The sequence below is a fragment of the Paenibacillus thermoaerophilus genome, from assembly GCF_005938195.1.
GTDB lineage: Bacteria > Bacillota > Bacilli > Paenibacillales > Reconciliibacillaceae > Paenibacillus_W > Paenibacillus_W thermoaerophilus.
In genome coordinates, this window is sequence record NZ_VCQZ01000033.1 from 1 (window position 1) to 21,399 (window position 21,399).

The window sequence follows — 21,399 nt, forward strand, 5'->3', positions numbered from 1 at the left end:
ACTTTCGATTTCCTGTAGGATGGCGAATTTCTCCGACGCACTATATTGTTTATTAGGCATGAAAAAAACTCCCTTTACAGCAGCAGGTTTTATTATTTCACCTGTCTACCTTAAGGGGAGCATATCAAATTTCGAAGGGACAGCCCCTATACTAATATACGCACTATATTGTTTATTAGGCATGAAAAAAACTCCCTTTACAGCAGCAGGTTTTATTATTTCACCTGTCTACCTTAAGGGGAGCATATCAAATTTCGAAGGGACAGCCCCTATACTAATATCCGTTGCGCCTATGGGGAAAACTTCAGAACAAAACATCCAATTCGTGAACATAAACCGATGGGCCTGCGATCTCGACATCGTACCGGCCATCGCGTCTTGCGACGGTGACGCTCACTCTGCACCTTGACCGTTTTCACAAACTCGCCCCCTGCTCTGTTTCTGCCATCATATCCTATGGGTTCCGGCCTCATCGACAAAATAAAAACTCCCGGTAACTGCCGGGAGTTTGCCGCAGATGCGGAGCGCGCATCCTGACGGGCATGCCCGGAGAGCTTAAGCTTCTCTAGGCATCCGCAGGGACTACGGCATCGTGAAGATGCTGCTCCAGCTCGTTCTTATATTCGGTTTTCCGCTCTTCGCTCCAACCCAGATGCTGAGCCATCAACTCGATGCCGGCCTCTTTGTGCCGATGCACCCAAGCGATGTCGAAGAACAAGGCGCCGGTGCGTCTGATAAAGAAATCCACGGGCTTCACGGTCATCTCTTCTTCCATCGCGTAGAGCAGCATGCAGAACACGTCCAGAGGAAGTCCGTATTTGGCGGCGTCTTGGCCGCTTCGGGCAGCCAGGCTGTACACGCGGTCGACATTCGAACCGTACCGGCGCGCAAGCTTCTCCGCTTGTTCCCGGGAGAAGCCGAACTTCCTTCCCTCTTCCGCTTTCCTGCTGACGAACGCGGACAATCGGTCCGCTCCCCCGACATCTCCGCCCGAGATCGGCATCCGTTTGGTGGCGCACGGCGCAAACGTTTTTCCGCTTTCTTCCGTATACAAATCGGCGACCAGATCGACTACCGTTTCGGCCATTTTGCGGTAACCGGTCAGCTTCCCGCCCGCTATCGTAATCAAGCCCGATTCGGACCGCCAGATTTCGTCTTTGCGCGAAATTTCCGAGGCGCTTTTTCCTTTCTCGTAGATCAGCGGACGAAGGCCGGTCCAGCTCGATTCGATATCGTCGATCGTGATGTCCATGACGGGGAACATATAGTTGATGGCGTCGATCAAATATTGACGGTCTGCCGTTGTCATTCGCGGATGCGCGATATCTCCTTGATAGACCGTATCGGTTGTGCCCACATACGTTTTCCCGTCCCGGGGAATGGCGAATACCATCCGTCCGTCGGGCGTATCGAAATACACGGCCTGCCGCAAAGGGAACCGTTTTTGATCGATAACCAGATGGACCCCTTTGGTCAATTGCAGATACTTATCCTTCTTGGAGTTGTCCTTCTCCCGCAAGGTGTCGACCCACGGGCCGGCCGCATTCACAATCTTGTTGGCGTAGATGGCGAAGGTGTCGCCGCTGATGCGGTCTACGGCCTTCACGCCGACCACCTTGCCGTTCCGGTAGATAAACTCCTCCACCTTGGCGTAGTTCACCGCCGCGACGCCCCGCCGGGCCGCTTCCTTCATGACCTCGATCGTGAGCCGGGCGTCGTCCGTCCGGTATTCGACATAGACGCCGCTGCCCTTCAGCCCTTCTTGTTTGATCAGGGGCTCCCGCTTGATCGTCTCTTCGGCGTTCAGCATGACCCGGCGCTCGCTGCGTTTCACGCCCGCCAGGAAGTCGTACACCCGCAGGCCCAGCGAAGTGCTGAACTTGCCGAAGGTGCCGCCTGCGTGGAAAGGCAGCATCATCCATTCCGGCGTCGTCACATGGGGGCCGTTCTCATACACGACCGCCCGTTCCTTCCCGACCTCCGCGACCATTTTGACCTCGAGCTGCTTCAGATAACGAAGTCCCCCGTGCACCAGCTTCGTCGAACGGCTCGACGTTCCCGCCGCGAAATCCTGCATCTCCAGGAGGGCGGTTTTCATGCCGCGGGAGGCCGCGTCCAAAGCGATGCCCGCTCCCGTGATTCCGCCTCCGATCACCAGCAAATCATACGTTTGATCCGCCATCTCTTCCAACAACGCTTTTCTGCGCAAACTGGAAAATATGTTGCCCATCGTGCGGTTTCCCTCCGTTTATTGTGAGGCATGAACCGAATCTCACTAAATTGAAATCAAGTCCTTAACGTCGAATTTCATGCGGACCTCATAATCTTCTCTACGATAGCTGTACTTGATTTTGGCGGCTTTCTGTTCCATGTCGTAGTACCAGCCTTCCCCCGCCGATTCCCATTGATTCGGATCGAGGAACATGGGGAGCTTCTTGTCCTGCAAGCGCACTTCGACAGGAGCGACTTCCTTGCACAGCACGTCGAGCCTAACGGTTTTCAGCTTGGTGCGGTAGTTTCCTTCGTTCGCGAAGGAGATGCGCGTATCCTTGCCGTTCTTAATGCTGATCGTCGTTTTCAGATATTCGCCTTGCTTGTAGTTGTTGCTGGTCCCGTCATCGTCATACACAACGAAGCGGGTTTCCTCGGAAGGCTCGATCAACAGATGAAGCTCTTCCACGGGATCTTGGCGGATATTCATGAGATGGGGCGCCATCGGCACAATCGCGCCGCTTCGGATGAACATCGGGATCGACTCCAGCGAGACATCGAGCCGGATCGTCTGCCCGCCGGCATATCTCTCCTTCGTGTTCCAATCCAGCCATTCGGCCCCTTTCGGCAAGTAGACCTCCCGCGTCTTCGCGCCTTTTTCGAGCACGTTGGCGACCAGGATGTAGGGACCGAGCATGAAGTCGAAGCTTTCGTCCTTAACCCGGTCGTCGCTCTGGAATTCGTACACCAGCGGCCTCATCACCGGCGATCCTTCCGTAGACGCTTCGTACAACAAGGAATAGAAGTAAGGCACCAGCCGGTATCTTAACCGGATAGCGTCACGGATATAGCGGGTGTAAGCGGGATACATCCACGGCTCCGTCACGGTATTGTCCGTGTTGCAGGAATGAATCGAGAACCTCGGCTGGAAGATTCCGTTCTGTACCCATCTTACGAACAACTCCGGTTCCGGGGCCGGGCCGAAAAATCCGCTGATGTCGCAGCCCTGGTTCGCCACCCCGGAAAGCCCCATGCCCAGAATGACGGGAATATTGAATTTCAAGCTTTTCCAACTGGTGTTGTTGTCTCCCGCCCAAGTCTGGGCGTAGCGCTGAATTCCGGCGAAACCCGCCCGGTTGACGATATACGGCCGCGTGTCCGGATAAACCTCCTCGATCGCCTCTTTCGCCATTTGCGCCATCAGATTCGGCATAATCGGCCTTAATCCGTCGATCGTCTTCGGAGATCCCTCGAAATGGCACAGCGCCCTCGCATCGTTGATTTCATATTCGTTGTTGTCGTTCCAGATGGACGTAATGCCGAGCGAAACCAGCGAGTCTTTCAAATGCTTCTTCCACAGCTCCCGGCCCTTCGGATTCGTAAAGTCCACAAAGGAGGCCGGTCCGCCCCAATACCGGTCGATATGCGATTGTTCTCCGCTTCCGTCCCGGATATAAGCGCCGGCTTCGTCGAATTTCTTGTACAGCGGATGCGTGGTCAGCATGCCCGGCTTGATGTTCGGCACGAGCGCGGCGCCTTTCTCCTCCATCTGTTCGACGAACCGCTGCGGATTGCCGAACCGGTCGCCGTTCCAGTTGAAGACGTACCGCTTCCCGTCTTGGCCGGTCGTATATCCGGATGACAGGAAAAACCCGTCGCAAGGAATTCCCTCCTCCCGGCACCGGTCCAGAAAGCCCAGGATCGCTTTGTCCGAATCCCGGTCCAGCTCGGTGTAGTACATCGTGGACCCCATGTAGCCGAGCGAGTATTTGGTCGGCAATACGGTTTTTCCGGTTAAATCGGTGTAATGTCTGACGACATCTTTGATTTGCGGCCCGTAAATGAAGAAGACGTCCAGTTCTCCGCCGTCCGCGCAGAAATAGGAATACTTGTTCCAGTAGCCGCTCCGCTCGCAGCCCATATCGAATACGGAGTCATGGGCGTTGTGATAGAACAATCCGCTGGCGATCTGGCTCTCGCTGTTGAATTTGATGTAGAACGGAATGTGTTTGTAGAGCGGATCGGTCAGCTCGGAGTCGTATCCGATCGTATCCACATTGTGCATTCTCATTCTTCTGTGCTTCTTGTTCAGGTATCCCGACTTTTCTCCGAATCCGTAGAAATGATCCTGGTCGTGCATGCAGGAGTAGTGATACAACCTTCCGAGCGCATCCCGGACATACGGTTTGCCCTGCAAATCGGCATGCAGCACATTGCCGTCCGCATCGGTAATTTCAATGGCGAAAGGCTCTTTATGTACGAGAACGCGCAGCTTCCGTGTGGACAAGAGCAGATGCGTGCCGAGATCCTCGTATTGCGCCGGAATCGGTTCGATCCTTTTCCGGTCGGGAACCAACGCGTCCATCTTGTCTTCCCAGGCGGTCAGCACCAGCGCATAGGAGGCTTCTTCCGGGAAATCTTCCTCAAAGGTGCAGCGGATTCTGACAATTTCATCGTTTAGCAACACGATTCTGAATTTGGCGGCATCCGTAACCAGATCAAGACGGCTGGTTCCGTATGCGACATCTAGGAGCTGATGGCTTATTTTCATCAGATTCTGCACCTCGCTGTCATTTGAACACCATACAAGCCTGCACAGCCTTTTTCCACCCGCCGTACAGACCATTGCGCACCGATTCCGACATCGCCGGAATAAAGGTGCGGTCTTTTCTCCACTGCTTCACAATCTCGGCCTGGTCCTTCCAATACCCGACCGCCAGACCCGCCAAGTAGGCGGCGCCCAGAGCCGTCGTTTCGTTCACGACGGGCCGGTCCACCGGCACGTTTAACAAATCGCTCTGGAACTGCATCAAGAAGTTGTTTTTGACGGCTCCGCCGTCCACGCGCAAAGCTTTCAGCGATATGCCGGAATCGCTCTCCATCGCGGTCAGCACATCTTTGGTCTGGTACGCCAGCGACTCCAGGACGGCGCGGATAAAATGCGCTTTGGTCGTGCCGCGGGTCAGCCCGAATACGGCCCCTCTCACTTCGCTTTCCCAGTACGGGGCGCCCAGGCCGACCAGAGCCGGCACGACGTAAACTCCGTCCGTGGATTCGACCTGCAAGGCGTACGATTCGCTTTCCTTCGCGTCTTCGATCATGCGCAGTCCGTCCCGCAGCCACTGAATGGCCGATCCGGCCACGAATATGCTGCCTTCCAGCGCATACTCGATGCGGCCGCCGATTCCCCAAGCAATCGTCGTCAGGAGCCCGTGCTGCGACTTCACCGCTTTGGAACCCGTGTTCATCAGCAAGAAACAGCCGGTTCCGTACGTATTTTTGGCCGTGCCCTCTTCGAAGCAGGTTTGCCCGAACAGAGCCGCCTGCTGATCCCCGGCCGCTCCGGCGATCGGAATCCGGTGCCCCTGGAACAGGTCGGCCGACGTGTGGCCGTACAGGCAGGAAGACGGCCGGACCTCCGGAAGCATGGACTTCGGTATCCGCAGGAGACTCAGCAATTCTTCGTCCCATTGCTGCTCGTAAATATTAAACATCATCGTTCGGGAGGCGTTGGAATAGTCGGTGACGTGAAGGGCCCCGCCCGACAGCTTCCAGATAAGCCACGTATCGATCGTTCCGAACAGCAGTTCGCCTCGTTCTGCCTTCTCCCTGGCCCCTTCCGCCTGATCCAGGATCCAGGCCAGCTTCGTGCCGGAGAAGTACGCATCGATCAACAATCCCGTTTTTTCCCGGACCAACCGCTCGTGGCCCGCCTCTTTCAATTGATCGCACAGGGCTGCGGTTTGCCTGGATTGCCAGACGATGGCGTTATAGATCGGATTGCCCGTCCGCTTCTCCCAGACCACCGTCGTTTCGCGTTGGTTCGTGATGCCGATCGCCGCTATTTGCGAAGGAGAGACCCCTGCCTGCTCCAAGCAGGAGGAGATCACCGCCATAACCGTCTGCCATATTTCGTTGGCGTCATGCTCCACCCAGCCCGGCTTCGGGTAGTGCTGGGTCAATTCCATTTGGGCGGAGGACACGATTTCGCTGTTCCGGTCGAATAAAATCGCTCTTGAGCTGGTCGTGCCTTGATCCAGAGACAAGATGTAAGACTCCATACGTCCTCCTATGATCAGATAGGATGCGTGCATTCTGGCTTTATTGGAACCGGTTGGCAAAAGCAAGAATTGATAGCTGGTCGTTCACTGTCAAAGCGGATTATATCAAATCCGATTGCGCGCGATTTTTCGTTAATTGCCCTACATTTAGCGAATATTGCTCAAGTTGGGGAAGCAGGTGCAGGGGTGCAGCGGAAGAAGAACGAAGGGCGTCATCCGCAACGGAATGACACCCTTTCGCATGGTCAGGCGGAAGGATTGGCGCAGCGCAAGCCTTCCATCAAGATCAAGAGCGTTAACGCTTGCCCGTAAGTCATCGGGGAAATGGGGATATCTTTATAGAATTGCGCATCGTTGCCGACCGGGGTGCCGTAGGAAACCTCCTGAACCACGCCGTTGGCGTCGATCCGATCCATCACGGCCTGCAGAGCCTTCCGTCCGACCGGCAAATACTCTTGCGGCAAATAGCCTTTGCGGACGCCTTTTAAGATCCCGTAGCCGAAAGCGGCCGTGCACGACGTCTCGACGTAGGACGTGGGATCGTCCAGGACCGTATGCCACATGCCGTTTTCCGCCTGCAGCGCGGCCAGAGCTTGAACCTGGCTGCGCATCGTGTCCAGCAAATACTGCTTGATGCCGTCCTCCAGCTCTACCATGTCGAGGAAATCGACGATCCCGCACGTATACCAGCCGTTGCCGCGCCCCCAACGCACAGCCCCGTAGTTGTGCCGGCCATTGAAGTCCCATCCGTGAAAGAACAGTCCGGTATGGCGGTCGTACAAGTATTTGATATGGATGAGGAACTGCTTCTTGGCTTCTTCGACATATTCCGGCCGTTTGAAGTAGACGCCCGCCTTCGCCAGGAAGAGCACGGTCATAAACAAGGTGTCGATCAAGATTTGCCCGTCGTTCGGGTCTCCGGTGATCATATGCTGAAACGCGTTGTCCCCGGTCCGGATCAATCCGTTCTCGCGGTCCATGATCCAGCGGCTCCACTCGTCGCAGATCCGGATGTACTCCTCGTTGCCCGTCAGCTCGCACAACGAGATCAGCGTCAGCAGCGGGGAGCACGTATTGACGTTTTTCTCGGGCAAACCTTCCCGGATGCGGGCGTCGTACCAATCCTTCAAAAACTGCAGTGTGGCGGCGTCCTTCGTCTCCTGGTAATACTGGTACATGCCGTATAAGCCGACGCCCTGCGGCCATTCCCACAGATGAATATCAATCAGGCCGATCGGATAAATCTCGTCCAGACCCTCGTTTTTCATCGATTTCATCGCATCGGACACACGCCGGATCGCGCCAAGTATCGTCTCTTGCATCACTTGTAAGAAGCCACCCTTTCCTTTCGCATCAACCGGCCTTTTACCCCGCAGTCCTTGACGGACACGGTCTCACCGTTCACAACCAAAGGTTCCTGCCAGCTCAGACTCGTCTCGCCGTAGGTGCCGTCGGTCAGCCGGACGCGCAGGTCGTCCGTCGACACGTCCACCGGCATGTTCAGCACGCTGTCGATAAATTGCTCGAACGTATCGTATTCCTGACGATCCGATGCCCGGACGAGCCAAATATTGCGCCGGCCCTTCGATTTCAGCTCGCGTCCCCGGTTGACGCCGGTCTGCGTAAGCTCAAGCCCGTTCGCGGCATATACCGCGGCATAAGCGCCTTCCCGCTCGCCGAAGAACCACGAGCCGCGCTGCTCCACACGCGTAAACGCATGGGTCGGGAAGTAGGCGTGCGTGTAATCGGCGTCATGCGCGGGATCGATGTCAAACAACAGGACCCCCAGCCCCTTGTATTGTCCGACCTTGGGCAGGCAGCCGTTCCCTGCCCAGAAGCAAGGCCGTCCCGATCCGTGAGGATAAATCTCTCCCGGATGGTTGACCCATACTTGCGCTTCGGGGGACAACGCCAAATGCAGCACATGCTCCTGATAGCCCTTCATGCCCGGGCGGAAGTCGGAAATGCTCGACAGGACGAACGAACGCGTCCGGTAGTGGATGAGCTTCGCGTACCCGTCTTTTCCTTGTTCGAGCCGGAACTCCAGTTCCTCCTCGGGCTTCAGCTCGGTCAACCCGGCATATTCGCGCGGAGGCTCGTAATCCGACAAATACACCGATACGTTGAAGGCGGTGCTGTTCACATTGCCCACGCCGTAACCGACCCAGATCAGCGAAGTCGTGCCGGCGGCATGGTTGCCGAGCAGCTCCTTCTCGTAGCTGCGGCCAAACGTCGAGGTCAAATAACCTTCATGAGCTTCGGCGGCCATGTAGAAGTACAGCAGATCCATCGCCTGCTTGGCCTTCTCCCGCAAGGCCGGCAGCTCCGCCAGATCGTGAAGCTGGATGAGCCCCAGGAAGTCGATCGGAATATAGGCATTGGAATTCCATTCGGCCAACCCTTCGGCGAAGAAACGGTCGAACCACTCCAGCAGTTGCCGCTCCGCTTTCTCCCGCCTTTGGACGCCCGTCTCGCCGCTGTTAACGAACACGTCGTCCGGGAACAACTGGCCGGCCAGCAGTTGGCAGCTATGGAACAACAGCGCATGGTTCTCGCTGAAAAACCACATGACGTCGTCACCCGGCTCGTCGATCCAATAGCGGAAGCCGAGGATCGTGTCCTTGATCTGCGCCCAAAAGTCTTCGTCGAACAAGCCGCTGTCGCGGTAATCCCGCCAAAACCGGAACAAGGCGATCAGGTAAAAGTCGGCGCAATCGCGTCTCTCGCGAATGCCGACAAGCCCCTTCAGGATCATCTCCCGGGATTGTTCGGGAGATCCCCCGGTTTTCAGCTTGGCGATGGCCGTATGGATATTCGGGATTCCAAGCTCGGCCACACATTCCAGCGCCACCCGTTTGCGTTCCGCCACCGTCATCTCTCTGCTGTTCCGGGGCTGGAACCGGCTGTTATACAGCTCGATCCCGAACGGCTTCCGGATCGCGGCTTGGCCGATCCGCGTCACCAATTCAAAGTATTTATAGTCGATTCCGAAATCGTCGGTATGGCCCAGGACCAGGTATTGTTGTCCGGGCTCAAGCTCCCGCCTCATCGAGTACTTGCCGTCGAAGAAGCTGACGTAATTCACGTCAAACGAGATTTTTTCGCTGAATGGCTGTTCGAAGACAATCCGAATCTCCTCGTCGGTCGCGTTGTCTTTCGGGAAATAAGCTCTTCCGAGAGCTTCTTCCATCCGCAACACAGCCTCCGCCGTCTCCGAATCCGTAAGCGGGATTCGGATTTCAAGCGATTCGGTTCCCGTATATTCCAGCGTAAAATGATACAGCGTGTCGCGCTCCGCCAGATCCTCATGACAGACGACGAACGTATTCTCTCCCGCTTGAAGCTCGACTTCCACCTGCGTCTGTTGCTCGATATTGCGGGTGAAAGGCGTGAAGTCGCAGACCAGACGGCCGTTCACCCATAACGCCACTCCGCCGCACGTCTTCAGATTGAACACCGCCTGGTGCGCGGTCGGACTGACAATGACCGTATAGCCATATCGGAGCATATGCGTCGGCACGTAATAAAAGCCGGACTCTTCTACGCGCGGGTTCCCCCACGGAAAATAAAGGTCCCATCTCGCTTCAGAACCCCAGAGCGATACGCTGTCCCCCGGAGCGGGCGGCGCCGCGAACGGAAGCTCCGGCACGGATGCCCGTCTCTGATCGACAAATTCCTTGCGGCACGGGTTCTCATGGATGGAAAAGCCTTTGATCAGCCAGTCGTTGACGTCCCCTTCCATCGTCATGGGCTCGAAGCGAACGTTACGGGTGAAGATGCCGCTAAGCAGCCATCGATTGATGACTTGATGCCGCAACGGCAACGGAGAATACGTCAAGCGGTTGTCGCCGGTTGTCATCCCGGATCATCCTTTCATACCTGATGTGGCGATTCCTTGTACGAATTGACGCTGAAAGAGCAGAAATACGACAAGCACCGGAATCATCGTAATGGTGGACATGGCGAGCAAGCTTCCCCAGTCCACATTGTACTCCCCGATAAAGTTGGACAATGCAAGCTGGATCGTATATTTTTCAGGATTGTTAATGACGATGAGCGGCCACAAGAAGTCGTCCCAACGCCACATAAACGAGAAGATCGCGAGCACGGAAATAATCGGCTTGGCAATCGGCAGAATGATGCGCCAGAAAATTTTCCATTCCCCCGCGCCGTCCATGCGGGCCGCTTCCAGCAGCTCGTCCGGAACGGACAGCAGGTATTGGCGGATCAGGAACACCCCGGTGGGCGTAGCCGCCGGCGGAATAATGATGCCGAGCAGGCTGTTGTACAGCCCCAAGAACGATATCACTTTAAAGATCGGAATCATGATGACCTCAAGCGGAATCATCAAGGTGGAAATGAATCCGATCAGAAGAATCGAATCGCCTTTGAACCGATATTTCGCCAGAGCGAATCCTGCCATCGCGTTGATCAGAAGCAGGAGCAGCGTGGACGTTATGGTGACGATCGTGCTGTTCATGAAATAAGTCCCGAAATTCCCTTTCTCAAAAGCGGCAACGAAGTGCTCGAGCGAGAAGGTCGGCGGAATCAGGGCAGGCGGCCAACGATACAAATCGTCTTGCGTCTTGAAGGAAGACAGCACGGTCCAAAGGACAGGGAATAGCCAGATCAAGGTGATGGCAAAAAGGATCGCATACGTTCCCCATTTTGCTTTTCTCATTCGTTCGCTCCTCCTTTGGAGAGACGGAATTGCAGCGCCGAGAAAATGCCGATGATCGCAAACAGAATGACCGACATGGCACTCGCCAACCCAAGCTCCTGTTTCGTAAAACCGATTTCATAGATGTACTGCACGATATACGTGGTTTCCTTGCCGGGGCCCCCGCCCGTAAGTGCATACATAAGCGGATAAGCCTTAAATGCGTCGATAATCGACACCATCAGCACAAGCACGCTGGTCGGCTTGAGCAGCGGCAGCGTAATGTTCCAGAACGTTCTCCATTTGGACGCGCCGTCCAGATTGGCGGCTTCGTACATATCGGTCGGAATCGATTGAAGTCCGGCGATAAAGATCACCATGAAAAATCCGACTCTGGACCACAACGTGGCGATGACGACGGACAAATTCGCCCAGAACGGGTCGGTCAGCCAAGGGATCGGCTCGAAGCCCATTTTGTCCAGCAAGTAGTTCAAAATGCCGAAGGTATCTCCGAAAATCCACTTCCAGGTCAAGCCGACAATAATGTACGAGATCATGGTCGGCCAATAAATGCTGGCGCGAAAAAGCCCTTTCAATTTTACTTCTCGAATCAGCAGGATCGCGATGCCAAGCGCCAAGACATAGATCCCGGGAACAACCACTGCGGCGTACATCCCGGTGCGTCCCAACGCCGACCAGAATTCTTCGTTGCGCAGAACTTCGATGTAATTGTCAAAGCCCAGGAACTCCATTTCATTGAGTCCGTCATACTTATGGAAGGAATAAACAAAGCCTACAATGGCAGGGATCACAATAAACGTTAAAAAGATAACGAGATTAGGCAGAATAAACAAATACGGCGCGAGCAGCCTCTTCCATTTTTCCTTTTTCCACGAGGACTGCGAATTGCTCATTTGTTTGGCGAATGCCTGCGACACCCAGATCCTCTCCTTTCTTCGATCACTTCGTGCTTGTTCGGATTCCGCCTCGCCGGCCTCTTACTCCCGGTGCGTCTTGCGGTACGTCTGCGGAGAAACGCCGGCATACTGCTTGAACATGCGGCTGAAATGAATCGGATTGCTGAATCCGAGATTCTCGGACATAATCCCGACCGGCTCATCCGACAATCGAAGCAGCTTCTTGGCCTCGTCGATCCGCTTGCGCGTGATATAGTTGTTGATCGAGATTCCCGTCACCTCTTTGAAGCAATGGCACATGTAATATTTGTTCAAATGCATGGCCCCGGCCAAGTCTTCCAAAGTGAAGGACTTTTTGTAATTTTGGTTGAGATACATTAAGATCCGGCGCACATTCGTCTCTTTCTGCGATTGAGTCGAAGCCGTCAGGAGGGAATATACGTCTTTCGACTTCCGGTAAATTTTAAGCAAGAGCTGCACCATCAGGCTCTGCAGCATAAATTCGTGCCCGATCGCTTCTTTCTCCCGCTCGTTATACATCATCGCAAAGTAGTGATCCACTTCTTTTACGCCTTGTTCATCCCATCGGATCAGCAATCCGTTCGGGTTGGCAAACAAATTCATAAGCTTTGCCTGCAAATCATCCCCGGCCAATTCCTGGATATAATCCGCCGTAAAATTGACGTAGCTCCGGATATACGGAGTATCCCGCATCGGATTCGGACGATGGAGCACATCACCGCTAAACAGCAACATATCGCCAGGCTGCAACTGATAAATCTCGTTGCCGATGATGAAATTGGCGTTGCCTTGAAGAAAAAAAAAGATTTCATAACCGTCATGCGTGTGGAGCGGCCAACTGTTCTGCCATTCCGTTACATGATGGCGGATATAGATGCGTTCCCGCTTCAACGCCTTATTGGTGGGAAAATGTGCGTGATGTGCCATGAACTTCTTATCCCCCCTAATCATCGATGCAAAGGCCAAACCGCCTATTCATGCTGAAAACGTTTCATGTTGATTCTAGCATAGATGTCCGTAACGGTATGCACAAAAATTGCCGTAAGTTTAATAAATATTGCTGTTCAATAGGAGCCCTGAATACGAAAAATATCCCAAAAAATAAAAGCCCGCCGCTGCGCGATGGACTCTTGCCATATGAAAAGCGGAGCTGCCGTCCGGCAACCCCGCTGGGAACTTATATGCTTCTGCGAAATTACTTTCCTTGCTCGCTGATGGCCTTGTCGATCAGTTGGGCCGTTTTGTCCAGAGCGTCTTTTGCCGAAGTTTTGCCGGCAATCGCTTCGATGATGTTGTTTTTCAGATCGGTCGAGAACTTCGTCACAACTTCTTGTCTGGACCAGTCGTTAGCCGCAAGCTCGGACGTATTGGCCAGTTCGTTCGCGAACACTTCGAACATCTCTTTGCCGAACGAATAGTCCAGCTTCGCGTTGTCCTTGCGCGGGCTGATGAACAGCGAATCCCTGTTGTATTTGGCGTTCACTTCTTTGGAGGTCAGGTATTTGATGAACTCCGCCGCCTCTTTCTCTACGCCGGTTCCTTTGAAGGCCATGACGTATTTGCCGCCCGGTACGGAAGAGCGGACTTTTTGCTTCGGCATGTAGGTGACGCCCCACTCGAAGTTGTTGATGTCCTTATAGTTGCTGAGCATCCAGTTTCCTGCCATGTGGACCGCTACCGTGCCGGAACGGAACAGGTTGTTCGGGTTCTCGGAGCCCAACCAGACGGATTTCGGAATGATGCCGTCATTATGCAGCTTCACAAAGTATTCCAGCGCTTGCACGCCTTCCGGGCTGTTGATGGCCGCTTTTTTGCCGTCCGCGCTGATCATGCTGCCGCCGAATTGATACAGCAGGGTCGACCATCTGTGAGGAGTAAGGTCCCAGACCAGCCCGTATTTGGCGCCGCCTTTTTCCATTACTTGTTTGACTGCCGCGGTAAACTCGTCCCACGTCCAGACGTTGTCCGGGGAAGTCGGCACCTGCACGCCGGCTTTTTGGAACAGGGTCTTGTTGTAGATGATGCCGTTGGCCGTAACGTCCATCGGACCCGCGATAATTTTGTTGTCTACGACATAATAAGGCTTGATGGAGTCGACAAACTGCGACGTGAAAGACTCTACGCTGCCGACATACGGCGTCAAATCAAGCGCCTGATTCGCGAACAGCCCGGTATCGGTCATACGCGCCAATGCGGGCGGTTTGCCGCCGGCAATCATCGTTTTCAGCTTCGTCTGCAGATCTTTATAAGCAACCTCGATCAAATTGATCTTCACGTGGGGATTTTCTTTTTGGTAATCCGCAATGATTCCTTTCATTACGTCGCCTTCGATTCCATCCGTAAACCACAAGTAATCGAGCGTCACTTCCTTCTTCGCGTCGGAACCTTTCCCGCCCGCGGAGCTGGATTTCGAGTCGCTCCCTCCGGAACATGCAGCTAGTGCAAAAGTTAACGCCACTGCAAGTAGAATGAACATGATCGACCTGCTGCTTTTCCTCATCTTGGCACTCCCTTTTCTGATGTTAACGCTCTCAGGCAGATCATACCATAATTTCAACCCCCGCTCATAACCATAATTGCTTTAATTTTAACTGATCTTGCTTTTTATTGTCCTTAAATGCCACCTTTTGCGGATTCCGGGCGCTCCGGAACTTTGCGCCTTATTTCCCCCGCTTGTTATGCCAGACCAAAGCGTGCAATTGAGGGAGCGTCCGCGCATCATTCATGTCGGGGTCCGCAATCACTTTATCCATGAGCCAATTCAGCTTCTTGAGCAATCGATCCGAAATATTCCCTTCTTCCTGAACATCGCTGTTCCCCGCCTGCAAAAAGAACGGAATATCCGGGTACCTCCGGTGAACCGTCTTGGCATACCGGTAGTCCTCGTCGTCGAACACCACAACCTTGAGGTTGGACGTACCGGAAGGCATTTGTTCGATGATGCGGTCCAACACGCTCCAATCCGTATGCATACGCGAACTTGGCGGCTTGGGGCTAAGCGTAAGAACATCCACGGACCTGAACCAGTCCTGCCATTTGCTTCCCTGCGTCTCCACCGCAACCTTGATGCCGAGTTGGTGCAATTGATCCGCCAACTCCTGTATAGGTTGCCCGATTAAGGCCGGATTGCCGCCCGATATCGTGACCCATTCGAAATTCCCCGCGGCAAGAGCCGCGAGTTCCGAAACAATCTCCGAAGCCTCCAGCATGCGCACCTGGTCTTTGGCCGAACCGTCCCAGGTGAAGGCGGAGTCGCACCATGCGCAGCGGTAATCGCAACCGTAAGTGCGAACGAACATGGTCTTTACGCCAATTACCGAACCTTCCCCCTGAATGGTCGGCCCGAATATTTCGATGACGGGAATCTTACTCAAAATCACACCCTCCATATACCCGGTATGCGGGGCCTTGATCCGGTATTTCGGAAGCCAACACTTCCGCCCATGCGGTGGGCGTCTCCCATAGCTTGACGGAATAGACGGGCAAACCGGCCGATTTCAACTGATGGCAAATGTAAGAAGACAAATTTTCCGCGGTCGTGCGGAAACCGAGCAGAGCGACCTTGGCATTTGTCCGTTGCAGGGTTTCCAGAACGGCTTCGTTGCCCATCGCCAGAAAAGCATGGTCCAACGGGTCGATGATCCGCTCCTTCACGATTTTTTTCAAGTCGCTGAAATCCATCAGAAAGCCCTCGTCGGAAACTCCCGCTTCCTTTACCGTCTTTCCTTTTAACACAACCTCGAGCTTATACGTATGCCCGTGCACATTCGCGCATTTTCCGTTATGACCCACCAATTGATGCGCGGCATCAAACGTAAACATTTTGCATACGGATACTTCATTCATCATGTCGGTTCACCTGATTTCGGATTTCCAAGTACTGCTGCAAGCCTCTGTTCCTCAATTCGCAAGCCGGGCATTCGCCGCAACCGCTGCCCATCACGCCGTTATAACAAGTCAAGGTGTTCTCGCGAATGTAATCGAAATACCCCAATTCGTCCGCCAACCGCCACGTTTCTTGTTTATTCAGCCACATCAACGGGGTATGAATGACAAACTCGTAATCCATCGACAAGTTTAACGTCACATTTAGCGATTTGATAAAAATGTCCCGGCAATCGGGATAACCGCTGAAATCCGTCTGGCACACGCCCGTGACGAGGTGATGACAATCCGACTGCTTGGCGAGTATGGCGGCAAACGTAAGAAACAACATATTGCGGCCGTCGACAAAAGTAGTCGGCAACCTTCCATCCTTGCCCGCTTCGATCGCGATATCATCCCGCGTTAAAGCGTTAGGAGCAAGCTGATTCAACAAGCCCAGATCCAGGATGTGGTGCTTCACCTGAAAGTGCCGCGCTATGTCGGCAGCCACTTCGAGTTCATGGGAATGCCTTTGATTATAGTTGAACGTAACGGCTTCGACTTGCTCGAATTTTTTTAACGCCCAGACTAAGCAGGTTGTGCTGTCTTGCCCACCGCTAAAAACGACCAATGCTTTCTTATTCATATAACAAAAGTCTCCTCAAACAGATTTATCCAGAAAATTCCCCTCTGCGCCCGTATACTTTACGATTATACCTCCAAAGTCTTATATTATGGGATTTTCGCGCGGAGATAAACAGCGATGTCGGGCAGAAGAACAGGTAAAACGTGGCTGTCGGATAAATGAGGAGACCCGGTACGCCGCTGCCGTTAAAAATTAAAGAGCCATTTCAAAACGCCCCGGTGACCACATTCACGCGAGGAATTTTGAAATGGCTCGACTCGAGCGGCACGGATTCGCGAGGATTGCCGTGCGTCCTTTTTTAATGTTCGCTCGGCTCCCCTTCCCGCGCGCGGCTCGTGGATCGGGCTTTTTTTCGTTGACAACCGCTTGGGCAAGCGCCTATAATTGGAAGCAAATCATTTGAACCGGTTCAAATACTTGATCTATTTAACAAACCAAAAGGCATAAACCTGATTTTTGAACCGGTACAATCATTTGAGGTCGATGGTTATGAACGTGACGATAGCCGATTTGGCTAAAATGACCGGACTCGCCAAAAGCACGATATCCGGCGTCCTGAACAATAAAAGCGGATTTTCCGAAAAAACGCGGCAAAAAGTGTTAAAAGCGGCGGAACAGTACGGATACGTGCCGAATGAAATTGCCAGAGGGCTTACATCCAAGTTCACCAAAACGATCGGGCTGGTCATCAAAGACATCACCAATCCGTTCTATAATCAAATAACCAAAGGCGTGCAAGAGATCGCCAACGCATTCGGCTATACCGTATTTTTATGCAGCAGCGGCGAAGACCACGAAGCCGAAATCAATCAAATCGAGGCCATGGTGGGCAGACGGGTGGACGGGCTTATCATCGCACCGCTGCTGGAGGAAGTTACTTTCGATCATATTTATGAATTAAAACGAAAGTCACTGCCTTTTGCGTTGTTGGGAAAAATCCCCGGATTGGATTGCGACTGGGTGGAATTCGACGATTACAGCGGAGGGCGCCAGGCCGCGGAACATCTCATTGAGAACGGGCATACGCAGATCGGTTTCATAACGGGTCTTCGCACGTCCCGGGCATCCAAGATGAGATATTCCGCCTTTAAGGATACGTTGGTCGCCAACGGACTGACGCTAAACCCCGATTATGTGTTTCATGAAGCGCAAAGCTTCATGGACGGAGTAGAGATCGGACAGAGGGTCCTGCAGATGGATCGTCGCCCGACAGCGCTCATTTGTTTCGATGATGTGATTGCGATGGGGGTGATCAAGGCGCTGGAACAGTCCGGATTAAAGGTGCCGGATGACCTGTCGGTCATCGGTTTTGACGATATCGACATGATGCTGTTCCCGCTGACGACCGTATCGATTCCGACCTACGAAGCCGGCAAAACATTGGCCCGCATTTTATTCGAACGTATCTTTGACGGCGAAACCAGGGAATTCAAGCAAAAGGTATTTGACGTGAAACTCGTCACGCGAAATTCGGTAAAACGGCTTCATCAATCCTGAAGAAACGGAAGGTCGCTATGGACAATTTAAACGTGGGCAACCTTGAAATCAGACGGTACGAATCCCGGACACAGATGGGAGAAGCGGTGGCGCATGATCTGGCCGCCCATATCCGGCAGGTTTTAAAGAGCAAGGACTTTGTTTCGATCGTATTCGCTTCCGCTCCGTCGCAGCTTGATTTTCTCGAATCGCTCCGCCGCATGGAGGATGTTCCTTGGGATCGGATTCATGGTTTTCATCTGGACGAATACATCGGCCTTTCCCAGGAGGCTCCCCAGAGCTTCTCCCGGTTTTTGCGCGACCAACTGTTCAATTACAGAACTCCGCACGTGTTTCACGCCTTGGACGGGTTAAACGATCCGCAGCAAGAATGCAAGCGTTACGCCGAACTGCTGAAACAAACCCCGCTGGATATCGCCTGTATCGGGATCGGGGAGAACGGACACATAGCCTTTAACGATCCCCACGTGGCGGATTTCGAAGATCCGCAGGCCGTAAAGGTTGTGGCCTTGGATGAAACAAGCAGACAGCAGCAGGTGAACGACGGATGCTTCGCGGCGCTGGAGGAGGTCCCGACCGAAGCGTTGACGTTAACCATCCCGTCGATTATGGCTGCGCCGGCCATTTTCTGTACCGTCCCCGGCAGCCGGAAAAGCCGCGCGGTTCGCGAGACGGTTTACGGGCCGATCGACGTTTCTTGCCCGGCATCCATCTTGCGCAAAGCCAATCGGTGTTATTTGTATCTCGATCGCGAGAGCGCTTTATATCTGTAACGAACCTCGGCGCTTCGAGGAGGCCATTCACCCAGGGGAACACCCGGAAAGAGGGGTCTAGCGTGGATCGGTTGTTGGCGTTTTATAAAAACCACCTGAACGAGGTATTGCTGCCGTTTTGGCTGCGCGCTCTCGACCGGGAACGGGGAGGCGTGTATACCTGCTTCAACAATACGGGGACGGAAAGAGTCGGCACGGACAAATACACGTGGTCCCAAGGACGATTTATATGGCTGTTATCCAGAATGGCCGCGATGTGCCAGGACCGGACGCTTGAGGGAGACGGCGCTTTATATCTGGAGCATGCCGCCAAAACCGTGGAGTTTCTGAACCGCCATGTCTTTCTGGATAACGGGAATTGCGCCTATGTGCTGTCGGAAGACGGGGAGATGATCGAGCCCGTTCCGGGGCAGGGCTTCGATACAAGCTTTTATGCGGATTGCTTCGTCGTCCTGGGATTTGCCGAATATGCCAAAGCGGCGGGAGACCGCGCGACTTTGGAACGCGCGTTGAAGCTGTACCGGCGCATCGAGGAAAGGCTGGCCTCGGGAGACGCCAGAAGCGAACCGTATCCGGTTCCGCCCGGTTATGCGGCGCACTCGTTCTCCATGATTATGCTGAACGTGTCCCAGGAGCTGGCCGACGCGCTGCAACAAATGGAGCATGCGGAATCCGCCGAGATCCGCAACAAAAGCGTCGGATATATGGACAAGGTGATGAACCGATTTGTCCGTCCGGACGGCCTTGTCACGGAGCTGCTGGCCGAAGACGCCTCTCTCCGCGATACGTTATTGGCCAGACATCTTACGCCGGGACACGCGATCGAATGCATGTGGTTTGTCATGACGGAAGCGCAGAAAACGGGACGGCCCGATCTGGTCGGGAAAGCGGCGGAAGTGGTGAAGCGTTCGTTCGAGATCGGATGGGACCCAGAATTCGGGGGATTGTACCGGTATGTCGATTACGGCGGGGGGCAGCCTCAAGGCCGGTTGATCGGGGACCGGTTTGAAGCGTTAATTCGGGATACGTGGGACATGAAGATTTGGTGGCCGCACTCCGAAGCGTTGTACACGCTGCTTCTGGCCTATCGGATGACACACGAACAGGTGTTTTGGGACTACTATGAACGGACGCACGACTACGTCTTCCGGACGTTCCCGAACCCCGACCGATCCGTCGGAGAGTGGATTCAAATCCGCGACCGGCAAGGAGAGCCGGTACAGAAGCTGGTCGCTCTGCCGGTTAAAGATCCTTATCACATTATCCGAAACGTGCTGCTCGCGATCGAGCTGTTGTCGGCGAATCGGCCGGACCGAACGGCATGAAAGATCGGATTCGGAAGCCGATGGATCTCCGTCCGGGATGAGCGTCAACGCTCCGGGCGGCGATCGGGGCATACGATGAGGGGGATACACGTGGCAAACGGGGATAGCTATGAAATCCGCGGCAGGCATCTATTCACCCATGAGCCGGTCGCCGTACGCATCCATGACGGCAAAATCCGCTCGATATCGGCTGCCGGCGGATTCGATGCTCGGGAGGAGGAGCTGTGGATCGCTCCGGGGCTGATCGATTTGCAAATCAACGGATTCGCCGGTTACGACCTGAATCTGTCCGGCGTCCCGATGGAGCCACGCGTGGAAGCCGTCATTCGAATGTCCAGAGCTGTTCTTCGGACAGGGACGACTACTTTTTTTCCAACGATCATTACGGCGGGATTTGAGCAAATCCTCGACAGCATGACCGCCATTCGGTTGGCTTGCGAACAGGACCCGCTGGTCGACCGTATGGTGGCCGGCATCCATCTGGAAGGACCTTATTTATCGGAATTGGACGGACCGCGCGGAGCGCATCCGAAAGCCCATATCAAAGATCCCGATTGGACGGAGTTCATGAAATGGCAGGAAGCTTCGGGCAACCGCATCAAGCTGGTCACCCTTGCGCCCGAGCGTCCCGGCGCCATCTCGTTTATCGAGCAGCTCGTTCGTCACGGCATTGTGGCGAGCGTGGGCCATACCGCGGCCAGCCCTGAAGAAATCGGACGGGCGGCGGAAGCGGGCGCCCGCATGTCCACGCACCTGGGCAACGGCGCTCATCCCCAACTGCCGAGGCATCCGAATTACATCTGGAGCCAACTGGCGGAAGACCGATTGTGGGCCAGCGTGATCGCGGACGGCCATCATCTTCACGCCTCCGTATTGAAGGTGATCAGCGCGGTCAAGCAAGACCGTCTCGTGTTGGTCAGCGACGCCGTACATCTGGCGGGTTTGCCTCCCGGCATTTACAACACCCATGTCGGAGGGCGCGTCGAACTGTTGGAGACGGGAAGGCTGCAAATGGCCGACAACCCGCTGCTCTTGGCGGGAGCGGCCGTCTCCTTGATGGACTGCGTGCAGCATATGTATCGTGCGCTGGAGACCGATCTGGCCGCAGCGTTACAAATGGCCACAGTACGACCGGCAACGTTAATCGGACTTTCGCAAGGGAGGATGGAAACCGGAGCTATGGCGGACTTGATCTTGTTCCGATGGAACAAGGAAACGAAATCCGTTCAGATCCGGCAAGTCCTCAAGCATGGAACGATTCATACGATAGGTTGACCGAGACCTTCAGCAATATACCGCCGCCCCGGCATTTCGCGATAAGCGTAAGGGAGGCGGTTTTATTTTTTATCCGCACGAATCCCCTCGCCCCTATTGACTTTTAGAAAAAAGTGTAATACAGTTTGGTTGTGGTTTTGGTTGACTTG

General features: G+C 54.3%; 17 protein-coding genes. 5 read left to right on the top strand and 12 right to left on the bottom strand.

Translation table 11 applies throughout. The annotated features are described in order from the left end of the window. Window positions 1–409, top strand: a 409-nt coding sequence (locus tag FE781_RS17655) for a hypothetical protein (RefSeq protein ID WP_211346387.1), incomplete at its 5' end; no start/stop codon positions are given. Window positions 410–565: 156 nt separating this feature from the next. On the opposite strand, the gene FE781_RS16120 is transcribed toward FE781_RS17655, so the two are convergent. The 12 genes from FE781_RS16120 to queC form a co-directional block, all read right to left on the bottom strand. Continuing rightward, window positions 566–2,230: a glycerol-3-phosphate dehydrogenase/oxidase gene (locus FE781_RS16120; RefSeq protein ID WP_138790644.1), complete on the bottom strand. Its 1,665-nt coding sequence runs from the start codon at window positions 2,228–2,230 to the stop codon at window positions 566–568. Between the two features lie 45 nt (window positions 2,231–2,275). Then, window positions 2,276–4,762 (bottom strand): glycoside hydrolase family 31 protein, encoded by a 2,487-nt coding sequence (locus tag FE781_RS16125; RefSeq protein WP_138790645.1) that lies wholly within the window; start codon window positions 4,760–4,762, stop codon window positions 2,276–2,278. 19 nt (window positions 4,763–4,781) lie between these two features. After that, window positions 4,782–6,272, bottom strand: coding sequence for a glycerol kinase GlpK (glpK, locus tag FE781_RS16130; RefSeq protein WP_138790646.1), 1,491 nt, complete (start codon window positions 6,270–6,272; stop codon window positions 4,782–4,784). 245 nt (window positions 6,273–6,517) lie between these two features. Further along, complete coding sequence (gene bglB, locus FE781_RS16135; protein WP_138790647.1) at window positions 6,518–7,594, bottom strand: beta-galactosidase BglB; 1,077 nt, start codon at window positions 7,592–7,594, stop codon at window positions 6,518–6,520. Then, window positions 7,594–10,131 (bottom strand): hypothetical protein, encoded by a 2,538-nt coding sequence (locus FE781_RS16140; RefSeq protein WP_138790648.1) that lies wholly within the window; start codon window positions 10,129–10,131, stop codon window positions 7,594–7,596. The genes bglB and FE781_RS16140 overlap by 1 nt, the downstream gene beginning before the upstream one ends. Before the next feature lie 6 nt (window positions 10,132–10,137). Then, window positions 10,138–10,953: a carbohydrate ABC transporter permease gene (locus FE781_RS16145; protein WP_138790649.1), complete on the bottom strand. Its 816-nt coding sequence runs from the start codon at window positions 10,951–10,953 to the stop codon at window positions 10,138–10,140. After that, window positions 10,950–11,846 (bottom strand): carbohydrate ABC transporter permease, encoded by an 897-nt coding sequence (locus FE781_RS16150; RefSeq protein ID WP_138790663.1) that lies wholly within the window; start codon window positions 11,844–11,846, stop codon window positions 10,950–10,952. The genes FE781_RS16145 and FE781_RS16150 overlap by 4 nt, the downstream gene beginning before the upstream one ends. A gap of 84 nt (window positions 11,847–11,930) precedes the next feature. Further along, window positions 11,931–12,797, bottom strand: coding sequence for an AraC family transcriptional regulator (locus tag FE781_RS16155; protein WP_138790650.1), 867 nt, complete (start codon window positions 12,795–12,797; stop codon window positions 11,931–11,933). 268 nt (window positions 12,798–13,065) lie between these two features. Beyond that, window positions 13,066–14,370 carry an ABC transporter substrate-binding protein gene (locus FE781_RS16160; RefSeq protein WP_138790651.1) on the bottom strand — a complete coding sequence of 435 codons (1,305 nt, stop codon included), beginning with the start codon at window positions 14,368–14,370 and terminating at the stop codon, window positions 13,066–13,068. 160 nt (window positions 14,371–14,530) lie between these two features. Beyond that, window positions 14,531–15,244: a 7-carboxy-7-deazaguanine synthase QueE gene (gene queE / locus FE781_RS16165; RefSeq protein WP_138790652.1), complete on the bottom strand. Its 714-nt coding sequence runs from the start codon at window positions 15,242–15,244 to the stop codon at window positions 14,531–14,533. Next, complete coding sequence (gene queD / locus FE781_RS16170) at window positions 15,237–15,719, bottom strand: 6-carboxytetrahydropterin synthase QueD (protein WP_138790653.1); 483 nt, start codon at window positions 15,717–15,719, stop codon at window positions 15,237–15,239. Before queD ends, queE begins: the two co-directional genes overlap by 8 nt. Next, the gene (queC, locus tag FE781_RS16175; RefSeq protein ID WP_138790654.1) at window positions 15,709–16,380 is read right to left on the bottom strand and encodes a 7-cyano-7-deazaguanine synthase QueC; all 672 of its coding nucleotides are present in this window, start codon (window positions 16,378–16,380) and stop codon (window positions 15,709–15,711) included. Before queC ends, queD begins: the two co-directional genes overlap by 11 nt. 489 nt (window positions 16,381–16,869) lie before the next feature. Here queC and FE781_RS16180 point away from each other — a divergent pair, with 489 nt between their 5' ends. The 4 genes from FE781_RS16180 to FE781_RS16195 all read left to right on the top strand — a co-directional run bounded on the left by FE781_RS16180 (window position 16,870) and on the right by FE781_RS16195 (window position 21,250). Next, window positions 16,870–17,877, top strand: coding sequence for a LacI family DNA-binding transcriptional regulator (locus tag FE781_RS16180; RefSeq protein WP_246068219.1), 1,008 nt, complete (start codon window positions 16,870–16,872; stop codon window positions 17,875–17,877). A gap of 17 nt (window positions 17,878–17,894) precedes the next feature. Further along, window positions 17,895–18,650: a 6-phosphogluconolactonase gene (locus tag FE781_RS16185; RefSeq protein WP_138790655.1), complete on the top strand. Its 756-nt coding sequence runs from the start codon at window positions 17,895–17,897 to the stop codon at window positions 18,648–18,650. Window positions 18,651–18,712: 62 nt separating this feature from the next. Beyond that, the gene (locus tag FE781_RS16190) at window positions 18,713–19,975 is read left to right on the top strand and encodes an AGE family epimerase/isomerase (RefSeq protein ID WP_138790656.1); all 1,263 of its coding nucleotides are present in this window, start codon (window positions 18,713–18,715) and stop codon (window positions 19,973–19,975) included. A 90-nt stretch (window positions 19,976–20,065) separates the two neighbouring features. Beyond that, window positions 20,066–21,250 carry an N-acetylglucosamine-6-phosphate deacetylase gene (locus FE781_RS16195; RefSeq protein ID WP_246068220.1) on the top strand — a complete coding sequence of 395 codons (1,185 nt, stop codon included), beginning with the start codon at window positions 20,066–20,068 and terminating at the stop codon, window positions 21,248–21,250. The last annotated feature ends 149 nt before the right edge of the window (window positions 21,251–21,399 follow it).